Origin of the sequence: Microcoleus sp. PH2017_12_PCY_D_A, assembly GCF_020738565.1 — a bacterium.
Classification (GTDB): domain Bacteria; phylum Cyanobacteriota; class Cyanobacteriia; order Cyanobacteriales; family Microcoleaceae; genus Microcoleus.
In genome coordinates this window covers 1-12331 of the sequence record NZ_JAEQCI010000036.1, presented here as the reverse complement: position 1 = coordinate 12331, position 12331 = coordinate 1, and the positions used below count along the sequence as shown (strand labels likewise).

The 12331-nt window shown below is 46.6% G+C and carries 13 protein-coding genes, 2 tRNA genes and 2 pseudogenes; 10 read left to right on the top strand and 7 right to left on the bottom strand.

Annotation, left to right across the window (positions count from 1 at the left end; all coding sequences use genetic code 11):
- Positions 1-7: 7 nt before the first annotated feature.
- Together JGK39_RS11060 and JGK39_RS11055 are read right to left on the bottom strand one after the other, a co-directional pair.
- A pseudogene (locus JGK39_RS11060) lies at positions 8-82 on the bottom strand (BrnA antitoxin family protein); the annotation flags it as partial.
- A 6-nt stretch (positions 83-88) separates the two neighbouring features.
- Positions 89-283 carry a hypothetical protein gene (locus tag JGK39_RS11055; RefSeq protein ID WP_293296344.1) on the bottom strand — a complete coding sequence of 65 codons (195 nt, stop codon included), beginning with the start codon at positions 281-283 and terminating at the stop codon, positions 89-91.
- A 162-nt stretch (positions 284-445) separates the two neighbouring features.
- Here JGK39_RS11055 and yqeK point away from each other — a divergent pair, with 162 nt between their 5' ends.
- The 6 genes from yqeK to JGK39_RS11025 all read left to right on the top strand — a co-directional run bounded on the left by yqeK (position 446) and on the right by JGK39_RS11025 (position 3573).
- On the top strand, positions 446-1084 hold the full coding sequence (yqeK, locus tag JGK39_RS11050) for a bis(5'-nucleosyl)-tetraphosphatase (symmetrical) YqeK (protein ID WP_293296346.1): 639 nt from the start codon (positions 446-448) through the stop codon (positions 1082-1084).
- A 137-nt stretch (positions 1085-1221) separates the two neighbouring features.
- A complete protein-coding gene (gene rsfS, locus JGK39_RS11045; RefSeq protein ID WP_293249906.1) occupies positions 1222-1656 on the top strand; it encodes a ribosome silencing factor in 435 nt (144 codons plus the stop codon).
- Positions 1653-2153, top strand: coding sequence for a CGLD27 family protein (locus JGK39_RS11040; RefSeq protein ID WP_293249909.1), 501 nt, complete (start codon positions 1653-1655; stop codon positions 2151-2153). The genes rsfS and JGK39_RS11040 overlap by 4 nt, the downstream gene beginning before the upstream one ends.
- 124 nt (positions 2154-2277) lie before the next feature.
- On the top strand, positions 2278-3231 hold the full coding sequence (locus JGK39_RS11035) for an asparaginase (RefSeq protein WP_293249912.1): 954 nt from the start codon (positions 2278-2280) through the stop codon (positions 3229-3231).
- A 118-nt stretch (positions 3232-3349) separates the two neighbouring features.
- Positions 3350-3426: transfer RNA gene (locus JGK39_RS11030), tRNA-Met, on the top strand.
- 70 nt (positions 3427-3496) lie between these two features.
- Positions 3497-3573, top strand: a tRNA-Met gene (locus JGK39_RS11025).
- Positions 3574-3833: 260 nt separating this feature from the next.
- On the opposite strand, the gene JGK39_RS11020 is transcribed toward JGK39_RS11025, so the two are convergent.
- From JGK39_RS11020 to JGK39_RS11010, 3 genes are all read right to left on the bottom strand, one after another.
- On the bottom strand, positions 3834-4118 hold the full coding sequence (locus JGK39_RS11020; RefSeq protein WP_366048853.1) for a DUF2949 domain-containing protein: 285 nt from the start codon (positions 4116-4118) through the stop codon (positions 3834-3836).
- 138 nt (positions 4119-4256) lie between these two features.
- Positions 4257-4631 carry a hypothetical protein gene (locus JGK39_RS11015; protein WP_293249915.1) on the bottom strand — a complete coding sequence of 125 codons (375 nt, stop codon included), beginning with the start codon at positions 4629-4631 and terminating at the stop codon, positions 4257-4259.
- 413 nt (positions 4632-5044) lie between these two features.
- The gene (locus tag JGK39_RS11010) at positions 5045-5197 is read right to left on the bottom strand and encodes a hypothetical protein (protein WP_293249918.1); all 153 of its coding nucleotides are present in this window, start codon (positions 5195-5197) and stop codon (positions 5045-5047) included.
- Positions 5198-5248: 51 nt separating this feature from the next.
- Here JGK39_RS11010 and JGK39_RS11005 point away from each other — a divergent pair, with 51 nt between their 5' ends.
- Positions 5249-8185: a PAS domain S-box protein gene (locus tag JGK39_RS11005; protein ID WP_293302445.1), complete on the top strand. Its 2937-nt coding sequence runs from the start codon at positions 5249-5251 to the stop codon at positions 8183-8185.
- 92 nt (positions 8186-8277) lie between these two features.
- On the opposite strand, the gene JGK39_RS11000 is transcribed toward JGK39_RS11005, so the two are convergent.
- On the bottom strand, positions 8278-8865 hold the full coding sequence (locus JGK39_RS11000) for a rhomboid family intramembrane serine protease (RefSeq protein WP_293249924.1): 588 nt from the start codon (positions 8863-8865) through the stop codon (positions 8278-8280).
- 499 nt (positions 8866-9364) lie between these two features.
- Here JGK39_RS11000 and JGK39_RS10995 point away from each other — a divergent pair, with 499 nt between their 5' ends.
- A complete protein-coding gene (locus tag JGK39_RS10995; RefSeq protein WP_293249927.1) occupies positions 9365-9742 on the top strand; it encodes a Mo-dependent nitrogenase C-terminal domain-containing protein in 378 nt (125 codons plus the stop codon).
- A gap of 545 nt (positions 9743-10287) precedes the next feature.
- Here JGK39_RS10995 and JGK39_RS10990 read toward each other — a convergent pair.
- Positions 10288-10470, bottom strand: a complete 183-nt coding sequence (locus JGK39_RS10990) for a hypothetical protein (RefSeq protein WP_293156875.1) — start codon at positions 10468-10470, stop codon at positions 10288-10290.
- 586 nt (positions 10471-11056) lie between these two features.
- Between JGK39_RS10990 and JGK39_RS10985 the strand changes: the two genes are divergently transcribed.
- Positions 11057-11698, top strand: a complete 642-nt coding sequence (locus tag JGK39_RS10985; protein ID WP_293156878.1) for a Uma2 family endonuclease — start codon at positions 11057-11059, stop codon at positions 11696-11698.
- A 96-nt stretch (positions 11699-11794) separates the two neighbouring features.
- Positions 11795-12229 (top strand): annotated as a pseudogene (locus JGK39_RS10980) (Uma2 family endonuclease); the annotation flags it as partial.
- Positions 12230-12331 lie beyond the last annotated feature (102 nt).

Sequence of the window (12331 nt, the reverse complement as noted above, 5' to 3'; positions counted from 1 at the left end):
TGTTTCACTATTGATGGGTTTTCATATATTCTCTGAGTAAGGCGTTGATCTGGGTTTGATAACCACGACCTTGAGATTTAAACCACTCCTAAACATCACTGTCAATGCGTAAGGTAACTTGAGCTTTAGTCTTAGGGTTGGCCAAGCCTCGCCGAACTACTGCTTTAGCGAACATTTCAGGCGTAATTTCAGGGCAATCAGAGAAATCAATATCTTCATCAGTCATGGCATCTAGGCGTTCCCAATCAGTTTGAGATTTGCTCGAAGTAAATTCGTTGTTCATATTTAGTTGCTTTTCTAACAGATTTTTGAATGGTTTAGGTAGAACCGATCGCCCCCTTCACCCCAATCATCCCAGATATCACCACACCCCTGCGTGCCCGACACCGCACTCTATTAAAACAAAACGCTAAAATAATAGATCCTACAATTTGGGAGTTAATATTTGACACTTGCACTCGATCGCGAAAAAGTCCTAGCTTGGCTCACACAGCGCGTTCCTGCCGCCCGCATCACACACATCCTCGGAGTCGAACAGACAGCAGGAGACTTGGCCCGCCGTTACGGCCTCGACGAAGCAAAAGCCCGATCCGCAGGACTTCTGCACGACGCAGCAAAATACTTCAAACCCCAAATGCTGCTACAAATGGCTCAGAACGAAGGTTTAGAGTTAGACTCAGTGTTGGAAGCACACCCGCATTTGCTGCACGCAGACGCGAGCGCGATCGTCGCTAGAGACGAATTCGGGGTGGTCGATCGAGAAATTTTGGACGCAATCGCCAATCACACCCTCGGCCGACCAAACATGAGCCAGCTCAGTTGTACCGTATTTGTAGCAGATACTATAGAACCGAGCCGCGGCAACACAGCCGAACTAGCAGCACTGCGCGAAACAAGCTGCCAAAATCTTTATGCAGCCGTGTGGCAAACTAGCGATGATTCTCTCAAATATTTGGTAGAAACTCGCTGCTACATCCACCCCCGCACCGTACTTACCCGCAATTGGGCGCTGCAAATGGCCCGCGCCCAATCGCGCGAAATAGGAAATTCGACATCCAAGTCGATCGAACAAATCAAAAGTTAAAAGTAAAATTTACCAGCAATCCTGTACTTACTTTTGGCTTGAATTTAACTCCTATTTCCCCGATCGAAGTGCCAACAACCGCAAGCCAATAGCGCACCAATTCCCCTTACCGTATCAATTAGGAACTTAAACACTTAATGTCAGATCTAACCCAACTCGAATACTCCAAGGCCCAGTCCACAGTAACGGACGCCACCACCCCAGACGAAGCCCGCAGCCTGATAATGACCGCTGCACAAGCAGCCGATGACCGCAAAGCAGTTGATATTGTATTGCTGAGCGTGGCAGAAGTATCCTATCTTGCTGACTACTTTGCAATCTTCACCGGATTTTCTAACGTCCAGGTACGAGCCATCTCCCAAGCGATCGCAGACGAAGTAGAAGAAGAATGGGGACGCTTGCCTGTGCGTACACAAGGCCTATCAGACGCCAGTTGGGTTGTCATGGACTACGGCGACGCGATTATCCACATCATGAAACCTCAAGAGCGCGAATTTTACAATTTAGAAGCCTTCTGGGGACACGCCGAACGAATTGAATTTTCCACCGCGCCGAGAGGAATGCTGATGTGAAAAACGCTTCTATTTCTATTTGTCCTGTTCCAGAAGAACAGCGCCCGGTTAATGAATATCAAGAACTTACAGAATCCTGGTTTTTTAGCTGGGTAACTCTCGATTGGCCCGCATATCTGACAAAACTCGCTTGGGTATGGGGTTGGAGTTGCTTGGTATCCGGGCCCTTAGCAGCAGCCAGCTTTGCTCCCCTCAAGTATCCAGTTCAGTTTGCCCTGTGCGCTGCCGCTGGTGCCGGTTTTATTCTAGGATTAGCTTTGCTGCGGCTTTACTTGGGTTGGTTCTACGTGCGATCGCGCCTTGCAAATCCCACAGTCGTCTACGAAGAGTCTGGCTGGTACGATTGTCAATCTTGGCCTAAAACTCCCGAAGTTTTAGCTCAAGACCAACTGATAGTAAACTACGAACTAGAACCAATTCTCAGGCGTCTGCGGCAGACATTTTATGGTTTGACAGTATTGCTGGTTGCCGGGGGAGTAATTTGGAGTTTTGTGTAATCGTTCGTGGTAACAGGGAAGTTTTGAGTAGGGGCGGTGCCCCGTGTCCGCCCCGTTGCGACATAGGGTCTCAAAACTTCCTTCACCCCAATCTAAAATCTAAAATCTAAAATCTAAAATTGATATGACAAGGGGAAAACGAACCCAAGCTCCAGAACTCGAAGTCACACTGCTGCGCGAAGGTATTCCCGAATCGAAGCACCGCGCCCAGGCCGCTGTCTGCGACAAACGCGGCCGCGTTCTTTCCGTTGCCGGTAACTCGGAAACCGCGACATTTGTCCGTTCTTCACTCAAACCTTTTCAAGCTTTGGCTGTGACGGCGACGGGATCTTTAGAACGCTACGAATTGACCGATCGAGATTTAGCGATTATTTGCAGTTCCCATCAAGGTACGATCGAGCAATCGCGACAGGTGTTTAACGTTCTGTGGCGCTGCGACATAGATCCATCTAAACTTCAATGCCCCATTCCCGAAGGCAAAAAGAGCGCCCTGCAATACAACTGTTCCGGGAAACACGCCGGAATGCTGGCTGTTTGTCAGCAACTCCACTGGCCGCTGGAAACTTATTTGCGGCGCAAACATCCCGTCCAGCAGCTTATTTTGGGCAAAGTGGCTGACTTGCTAGCAATGCCTGCCGAAGAGTTTATCAGCGCTCGCGACGACTGCGGCGCTCCTACCTATCTGTTGCAGTTGGGACAAATGGCGTCTTTGTACGCTCGGTTAGCCTCTGGGGACAATGTGGATATGGAGCGGATTGTGCGCGCTATGACTCACCACCCGATGATGGTTGCGGGTGAGGGAAGATTTGACACGGAACTGATGCGCTTGACTCAAGGGGAATTGGTGAGCAAGTCCGGCGCCGAAGGGGTGCAGTGCATCGGCCGCGTTGGTGAAGGCATGGGCTTGGCAATTAAGGTGACTGATGGCGGCAAGCGCGCTCAGTTTGCAGTGGCGATTCACTTGCTCAAGCAGTTGGGTTGGATTACTGCGACGATCGCGGAAACTCTCTCGGACACTTACCTGACTCTCAGCGAGTTTAAGCGTTTGGAGGTGGTCGGCGAAGTCTGTATGCTTTAGTGCGATCGATACTTCTTCACCAATTTCAGCAACCCCTACCACAACCTCAAAAGTTTTTTTGATTGAGGGGTTGCAATTTCCAGAAAGATATGTTTATATTAGAGAGCAGACAAAGCGACGCGGGATAGAGCAGCCTGGTAGCTCGTCGGGCTCATAACCCGAAGGTCAGTGGTTCAAATCCACTTCCCGCCACCAACTTGAAACAAACCCTGCAATCTTTGAGGTTGCAGGGCTTAGTTTTTAAGACTAAACAAAGACAAAGCGACGCGGGATAGAGCAGCCTGGTAGCTCGTCGGGCTCATAACCCGAAGGTCAGTGGTTCAAATCCACTTCCCGCCACCAAATTCAATCAGACAAGCCCCGGCACACCTAAAAGTTGCTGGGGCTTGTTTTAGGGCGTCTGAAGCCCGAACAATAGGGACACAGCAGTGCTGTGTCCCTACCGTATATTGGATCTTACCCATAAGGTAAAAAATCAAACAGAACCTCAACCTCAACCTCAACACTCAACCCTATACTTTTCGACGACCGTTTGTGCAAGCTTTATTTCTCAAAAATCTGGAATCAGATATCCATATTTTTAAACTCGGAATTTTAAATTCTTAAGCCGACTGAGTTTCCAGCCAATCAAAAATCAGGTCTAACTCTTCGAGGGTAACTAACCCGTACTGCCACAGCACCATCGGCAGTTGGCCGGCATCTTGTTCGTCGTGTCTCAGAGCAACGGCGATCGCAGAATTCGATATCGCCAACTCTCCCCGCAAATAATCGATTAGTTGAGCCTTTCCCATGACCTTCACCGCCAGTTTTATGCGATATTGTAAAGATACGTATCTAATTGGGATGCGTCTGATGTTTAATAGCCCCAATTGTAGATTGAGAATCAAGACTCTCCTGTGATGGAAGCCGCACAAAACTTGTGATAAAATTCATCGAAACGAGCGATCGCAGTCACAACAGCTTAGAGCCTCAAAAATCGGGCTGTGCGATCGCTCGTTTGTTTCAAATTAATTAATTCAAAATTGCTAAAGTCCTAGCTGAAGCTGAACTCCAGCTCCTGTGCCACTGTCGTTGGGTTTGAGAGGAACGGGATTTCCCAGGCGCCCGGCATCGGAAGGAGTAGTGATAAATTCCAATTCGCGATTGATTTTGAGGCGAAATGTATCCCCCAAGCTGCGCTGCCTTCTAGCAGCCGTTTCTGATTTACCAATCAAGTCTTGGTAGTCCGAGTCTACACTTCTGTCCTCAACAGTCCTGAGGGAATCCCCTGATAAAGTCGTTTCTGAATTTTGGGGCGCTGGTTGTAGCCTTTGTTGGGCTATAACCGCCGGGGTAAAACCGATAAAAATTGAACTCAGTCCCAGAGCAGTGCCAAGAGTAGCAATAACTGCGTTCATCATCCATGCCTCCGCTAGTTGCATCCTACTATACTTATTGTACCCAGCCGGAATTAACTTGCGCTCTATCAAAAGTAGCTGCTTGTGGAGATATCAATTAAATTTATTGTAAATATTTATAACTTGCGATCGCGCTGGGAGTCTCAGAAACCTGGTTTTTTAGTGCATCTGCAGGATGCAGCGAAGTGTTGCTGTGAAAAAAACCCGGTTTCTGGGCCCTGCGACTGCGCTCGCAAACTACCCAATCTAAAATCTCAAATCTCAAATAGTATCAGCGCTTACATTCAGTCCACGAGCGATCAGTAAATCCACCTAATTAAACATAAAATACAGATCGCGCTCAAGCAAGCTTGAGTATGTCTTCTCCCGACTTCCTTCTTCCTTCTTCCGACTTCCATCGGACTTCTTCCTTCTTCTTACTGCATTAATCTCGATCGCCCTGACAAAGCGCGCGATCGCGCTAAGATGGCGGTGGCAGCCGTTAAAAATTCAGTTACCAGCGGCAGATTATGAGTTCTTAACAGCACATTGCCACAGAAAACGAGCTCAACTTCAAAATCTGCGCTCATCAGGTTGTACTCTACTGAAATGCTGTGGGTTCGTTATAGTTCTGCTTCATCATGCCAATTAGACATCTGAGAGACCAGATTTTCAAAACGTCGCGCAAAGTGCCAATTCGCATCGTCCTTGTAGTGCCTTTTGCTATCCAGACTTTCGCTGCGGTAGGGCTGACGGGGTGGCTGTCGCTGCGGAACGGGCGCATAGCTGTCAACGATGTTGCCGCGCAACTGCGGGGCGAAGTCACATCGCGCATCCAGCAACACATTCATAGTTATATCGAAACGCCGCACCAAATCAATCAGCTCAATCTCGACGCCATCCGTCTCGGCATTTTGAACGTGCAGGATGAAGTTAGTTTACGCAACTACTTCTCCAAACAACTCCAAACGTTTGATAAAATTAGCTACATTCAATTCGGCTCCGAACAAAAAACTTTTACGGGAGTTGAACGCCTCGATGATGGCAAGTTGCAAGTTAGGATTTCTAATAAATCTACTGGCTATAACTTTCACAGCTACACGCCGTCCTTGGACGGCGAATCAACCAAGTTAGTAAAAACTACTCCTAACTACGACCCCCGCACCCGGCCTTGGTACATAGCTCCAGTGCGGGTTCGCAAGCCGACATGGACTAAAATTTATACTTATTTTGACACTCCCAAACTAGCGATTACGGCGGCTCAACCTGTTTATGGCAAGGATAACAAACTGATTGGCATCCTGGGTTCTGACTTGACACTTTCCCAGCTCAATCAATTCTTGGAAAGTCTCAAAATTGGTAAATCAGGACAGACTTTTATTGTAGAAAGGTCGGGAGAATTGGTGGCAAATTCTACTCCCGAAGCGCCATTTATTATTAGCAACGGCGTTCCGAAACGGATTGCCGCAGTCAGCAGCCAGAATGTTCTAATTCGATCGACTGGCCGCTATTTGAAAGAACGCTTTGGGAAGTTGAGCAAGATTGACAGCGCTTACCAGCTAGATTTTACGATCGACGGAAAACGACAATTTTTACAGGTGACGCCCTTCTCAGACAGCAGGGGCCTCGACTGGTTGATTGTGGTGGTGGTTCCCGAAGCCGATTTTATGGAAGCGATTAACGCCAACACTCGCTACACAATTTTGCTGTGTTTTGGTGCTTTGGTGCTGGCGACGGCTCTAGGATGTGTGACTTCGAGGTGGATTGTAATGCCGATTCAGCGTCTGAGCAAGGCTGCGGAGGCTTTGTCGCGGGGAGAATGGGATTCAGTGGCGGTAGATCCCCGCTTGATGGCGTCTGTAGAGCGGGAGGATGAGGTGGGTGTCCTGGCTCGCTCTTTTAATACGATGGCAGATCAATTGGAAGAGTCGTTTACTACTCTCGAAGAGCGGGTGGAAGCTGCGATTGCTGATAAAACTAAATTAATTGGCTCTCTGAAACTATCTCAGGAAAAACTCGCTTTTCACCTCTATCAAACTCCTTTGGGGGCGATCGAATGGGATCTCAACTTTGCAGTGGCAGATTGGAATTTGTCAGCAGAAAGAATTTTTGGATACAACCGCTTGGAAGCAATTGGACGCCACGGAGTCGATCTCATAGTTCCTGAAAGTGCCAAGGAGTATGTCAGGCAACTATCTATAACTTTGCTCACTAATCAAGGAGGCATTAGTAGCATTAATGAGAACCTTAGAAAGGACGGCAAAATTATTCTTTGCGAGTGGTACAATACGACTTTGGTTGATGCTGACGGCTGTATAATTGGGGTGGCATCGCTAGTTCAAGACGTGACAGAGTTTCACCGTGCTGTGGATCAGTTGCGCGCCAGCGAGGAACGGTTTCGCCAGTTGGCAGAAAATATTCATGAGGTATTTTGGATTAGAGAACCGAATCAACAGCAGATAATTTATGTCAGCCCTGCTTGCGAGAAAATATGGAATTTAAGCTATCGGAGTTTGCTGTCAAATCCGGAGGCTTTTTGGGATGCTATTCACCGGGACGATCGCGATCGCGTTAGGGCTGCCTTTGAAAAACAGGTGCAGGGGGATTATGATGAGGAGTATCGGGTAGTGCGATCCGACGGTTCAGTTTGCTGGGTGCGCGATCGGGCTTTTCCAGTCCGCAACGAAACAGGAGAAATTTACCGCATCGTCGGCATTGCTGAAGACATTACCCAGCGCAAATTAGCAGAAGAATTCCAAAAAGTCGCTCAAACCGCTCAAGCCGCCAACCAAGCCAAAAGCTCATTCTTAGCCAATATGAGCCACGAATTGCGGACTCCCCTCAACGCCATTATCGGTTACAGCGAGATGCTCAAAGAAGACGCGGAGGATTTGGGCTGCGAAGATTTTATCCCCGACTTGCACAAAATTCAAACAGCAGGCAAACACTTGCTATCTTTAATTAGCGACATTCTCGATATTTCTAAGATTGAAGCGGGGCGGATGGAACTTTATTTAGAAACTTTCAACCCGGTTAATTTAATTGACGAGGTAGTTTCGACTGTCGAACCATTGGTAGAGAAAAATTCTAATAAGTTTGAAGTTAATTGTGCTAAGGACTTGGGAACGATGTATGCTGACATTACCAAAACTCGTCAAATATTGCTCAACCTGCTGAGCAATGCAGCAAAATTTACGGAAGGCGGGACTATTACCCTGTCCATTGAAAGAGTCAAACATGACAGCTTAACAACTCAAGAAATAGCAGAACCTTCCGATTTAATAATTTTCCGCGTAGCTGATACGGGCATTGGAATTCCTCCCGAACAAATGCAGCATTTATTTCAAGCCTTTATGCAGGGTGACGCCTCAACTACGCGCAAGTACGGCGGCACGGGTTTGGGATTGACTATTAGCCGTCACTTTTGTTTGATGATGGGCGGTGATATGCAAGTTCAAAGCCAGTTAGGTGGCGGTTCGGTTTTTACTGTGTGCTTGCCGGCGCAAGTTGAATTATTATTAGATAAAACGGCGGTTGAAACCGCTTCTTGTCAGACAAAACCCGCCGACGCGGGTTGAAGAATGAGCGGTTAAAATGCGGACAAGTCTTCCTTCTATCCTTTACATCCGTTACATCCCGTACATTGCGAGTAAGCCAGAACTTCCGAATGCTATACTTCCCGTTTCTGCCGCCCCAAAAGTTGAGCTGCTAATACGCCGCCGACAAAGCCAAAGAAATGCGCTTGCCAGGAAACTCCGCGCTGTGATGGCAAAACTCCCCAAATTAAGCTGCCGTAGAAGAAACCGACAATTAAAGATATCATAATAGATGTAAAGCTGCGTTCAAAATAGCCCCGCAACAGCAAAAATCCGAAGTAACCAAAGATTAATCCGCTGGCACCAATGTGTACGGAATTGGGCGCGCCTGTCAGCCAAACTCCCAATCCGCTGACTAGCACAGTGATAGCACTGACAACAAAAAAGTCGCTAACTTCTCGCAGCATTATCAGCCAACCAAATGTCAGAAACGGGAGGGTATTGGCGGCTAAGTGAGCAAAACTGCCGTGCAGAAAAGGCATGAAGAGGATGCCTTCAAGTCCGTCGATGCTGCGGGGGCGGACTCCGTAGGAATTCAGCGCGCCTCCAAATACGAAGACATCGAGAATCTCAATAATCCAGAGGAGGGAGACGAAGCCGCCGAGAATGGCGGCGTGGCTTTGCAATTCGCGGGCGATAGATTTGGTTTCTGGGTTGCTCATGGGTTGTGAGGGCGGTAATGCCGGTTATTTGTAATTGTATGAGTTTTTTGCCGATTCACGCTCGGGATAGCTGCGCTCGCGCGCGCGCAGCGACTCTTGGCACTGGGTTTCAGACTTTTTTGCAGCCGAGCTTATTTGAAACTATTATAACTTTGATTGAAAATTCCGCATTTTCACGTATGGAATAATTCAGCTCGATGCGCCATTATCGTAGAGGAACTACAAAAGGAGAGTTAACTGAAGGTTAAAGCTTGAATGTAAAAGGTAGAGTTTTTACCCCATAGATAAATCCTTGGGCTGGCAATGAGGACACTTTTGCGATCGCACACCGTCTCTCGAAAAAAATCAGGAACTACTTTTCTCGGATTAAGTCATTAATTCAAGAAGTTTCATCCGGTAAAGCAAAACGAGCTGCTGTAGGTACTTATTGTAGACAAAATCTCGCACAAGCTCTACAAAGAGTTCTTGGCACCTCGTTGTAAAAGAGGAACAGAGAAATATGAAGGTATTTGAGCATACAGTGCCCCATGGAATTCTGCCAATTTGGGTATGGCACGGCAAAGAAGAAACCCCAGTTAGTGTCGCTACAAATCCTCAACCTTACGGCCACAAGCCGCGCTTTGACTTGTTGCATCCGCTGAAACAGTGGCTTGATAACACTGCAATTAAAAGTCAAAAGTTAGCTCGGTTTCTGTGCATGTTTATTCCCAGCCAGTGTCCGTTTGAGCGGGAAGTCAAAATTTGCGATCGCACTTTATTTCACATTCCGCCGCTGTGCAAGTTAAATCCGCTTTACGAGCAAGTGGTTGGGCTGCGCTTTCGTGCTTTGTGTTATTTGGCCGATGAGTGCGGCGTGGATGTGACTCCCTATTGTTAATTTTGCAAAAGCCTGAATTTCTAACTCTATTTTATGTGCGCCCTCCCTCTTCCTTGTTGGGGAGGGTTTTTTGGGTTTTGGGGATTAGTTGAAATATGGGCGAGTTGCGATAGACATGGGATGTATACCGCAATACGCCTGGGTTAAAACTGTTTACTCCGAGGAGTTCCCCCTAAATCCCCCTTAAGAAGGGGGACTTTGAGAAGATTCCGGTTCCCCCCTTAAGAAGCTCTGCGTTATAAGGATTTTTCTTAACATTTGAGAGCGAGCGCGAGCGAGGCTATCAAACCCTTATTCCTCGATTGCCAATTCTCAATAAACGCAAGCTGCTTTCAATAAATAAAGTTGTTAAATTGTCAAGGCTTGTGTCACAACTTCTCCTGAAATTTTTGCTGTACAAAGCTTTCAAGATTGTCAAGAAAGATGTTTATAAAGCATAGCTTCTTAAGGCGAGCTAGGGGGGGATCTAAGTTTAATACTTAAACAGCAGTCTGTCGATGGGTTTGAACTTAAGTTGCCACCAATGTAACCCACGAGGGAACTCTTTACTTGTCACTTTTGGGATCTTCCGGCCCAGGGGGTACTTCTCCCTTTTGTTGGGCTTCCAATAAAGCCGTTTCCACGAGAAAGGCTATCAGGTTAGCCGTGGATCGGCCTTGTTTGTCAGCCCATCGATCCAAAGCTTCATATACGTAATCAGGAAACGTAACGTGAACGCGCTTGCTCAATGTAAATATTTGTTGGTTTACTAACGCTTTTAATGGTACAAGCTTACGCTCCCGATCGTGTTGTTGCCCTCTTATTCAAAATAATTGACACATATTTGGGCTTATTATGTTATAATTCCTCTAATCCCATCAATACACAGTCAAAAGCCAGTCCCCCGCCATGGAAAGCAAGGACTGGCTATGGCTCCAATTAACAAAGGAGATACACCTATTATGCCGTATAAGAAACGTCTCAGACCGTGGATCCTGGTTCGTTTGCTTCCGAACCTGCAAAGGGTCGTTGTTGGTCGCTTTCGCAGTTGGTCTGATGCAGAGGGTCATTTGCGTGCGATCAAATAACTGCTTCCGGCTGCGAGATTGACTTTAGTTTTCGATCCGATCGACTAATTTTGGTTGCGAGTTATTGAAGTGCGATCGCCCGCTTGTTATTGAAGGGCGATCGCAGATGTTGGAATCTTATCGAGAACAGGCAAGATGCCTCTTCCACAAAAAATGGTTTTTGTTGTGGGGTGGGCATCCTGCCCGCCCGCAATTTAGGGCAATGTTAAACTAGATGCAAGATATCAATTGAGTTGGGGAAAAAACCGTGACGGCTATTCTACAAGTAACAGAACAGCAAACAGCACAAGACTACTTCACTCCCGAAGAATATCTCGCCCTGGAAGAAGCAGCAGAGTACAAAAGTGAGTATCGCGATGGAGTAATTATTCCCATGACAGGCGGAACTACAAATCACAATCAAATCGCTGGCAATATTTATATTGCATTAAGTCTTGGGCTCAAAAAACAGGACTATCGAGTTTTCTTCGGTGACGTGCGTTTGTGGCTGCCGAAAAAGCGATTTTATACTTATCCCGATGTGATGGTAATTCCGGGTAAACCTGAGTATTACAATAATCGCCAGGATACGGTGATGAATCCGCAAGTAATTGTGGAAGTTTTATCGAAATCTACGAAAGCTTACGATCGCAGTGATAAATTTAAGTTTTATCAAACGCTGCCGGCATTTCAAGAGTATATTCTGATTGACCAATCTCAGGTTTATGTAGAACAGTATTGTAAGTTGGCTAACAAGCGGTGGTCGTACCATCAGTACGATGAGGAAGATGCGGCGCTAGTTTTTAATTTCTTTCAAGTTGAAGTGCCACTGGCTGATGTCTATGAGAAGGTGGATTTTGCGGCGGAAGATGAGCCCGAAAATGAGCCAGAAGAAAGTGAGGTGGAATAAGGGCGATCGCTTTTTTGGAAATGCGGGTTATCATTTAAGAGAGCGATCGCACTCAAAAGAAATATTTGTTCAACATCCTTGTGGGAGAACATCAAGATGACAGGCACTTTGCAAACAACCGAGCAACGTTACTGCACAGAAGAGCAATATTTAGCACGGGAAGAAACAGCAGAGTACAAAAGCGAATATCTCGACGGGGAAATTATTCCTATGACAGGCGGATCTACGAATCACAATCAAATCGCTGGCAATTTGTACATTGCTTTGAGTCTTGCTCTCAAAAAACAGAATTACCGCATCTTCATCGGTGACGTGCGTCTGTGGGTACCAAAAGTCCGACTTTACACTTATCCCGACGTAATGGTAATTTTTGGGATACCTGAGTATCACAACAATCACACAGATATGATTACCAACCCTGAAGTGATTGTGGAAGTTTTATCAAAATCTACTAAAAATTACGATCGAGGTGACAAGTTTACATTTTACAAGACTCTTCCTAGTTTTCGAGAATACATTCTGATTGACCAAAAATGGCTCTTCTGGGTTTGCGGTGAAAACTGTATAATATAGGAACTTTACGCTAGAGGCTAAGCTTATGGATTTTCATCTTGACGGATTACTCAATTTGCC

Coding starts and splice junctions, on each gene's coding strand:
- JGK39_RS11055 (WP_293296344.1), bottom strand. CDS start 283: ATGAACAACGAATTTACTTCGAGCAAATCTCAAACTGATTGGGAACGC.
- rsfS (WP_293249906.1), top strand. CDS start 1,222: ATGTCAGATCTAACCCAACTCGAATACTCCAAGGCCCAGTCCACAGTA.
- JGK39_RS11035 (WP_293249912.1), top strand. CDS start 2,278: ATGACAAGGGGAAAACGAACCCAAGCTCCAGAACTCGAAGTCACACTG.
- JGK39_RS11015 (WP_293249915.1), bottom strand. CDS start 4,631: ATGATGAACGCAGTTATTGCTACTCTTGGCACTGCTCTGGGACTGAGT.
- JGK39_RS11010 (WP_293249918.1), bottom strand. CDS start 5,197: ATGAGCGCAGATTTTGAAGTTGAGCTCGTTTTCTGTGGCAATGTGCTG.
- JGK39_RS11005 (WP_293302445.1), top strand. CDS start 5,249: ATGCCAATTAGACATCTGAGAGACCAGATTTTCAAAACGTCGCGCAAA.
- JGK39_RS11000 (WP_293249924.1), bottom strand. CDS start 8,865: ATGAGCAACCCAGAAACCAAATCTATCGCCCGCGAATTGCAAAGCCAC.
- JGK39_RS10995 (WP_293249927.1), top strand. CDS start 9,365: ATGAAGGTATTTGAGCATACAGTGCCCCATGGAATTCTGCCAATTTGG.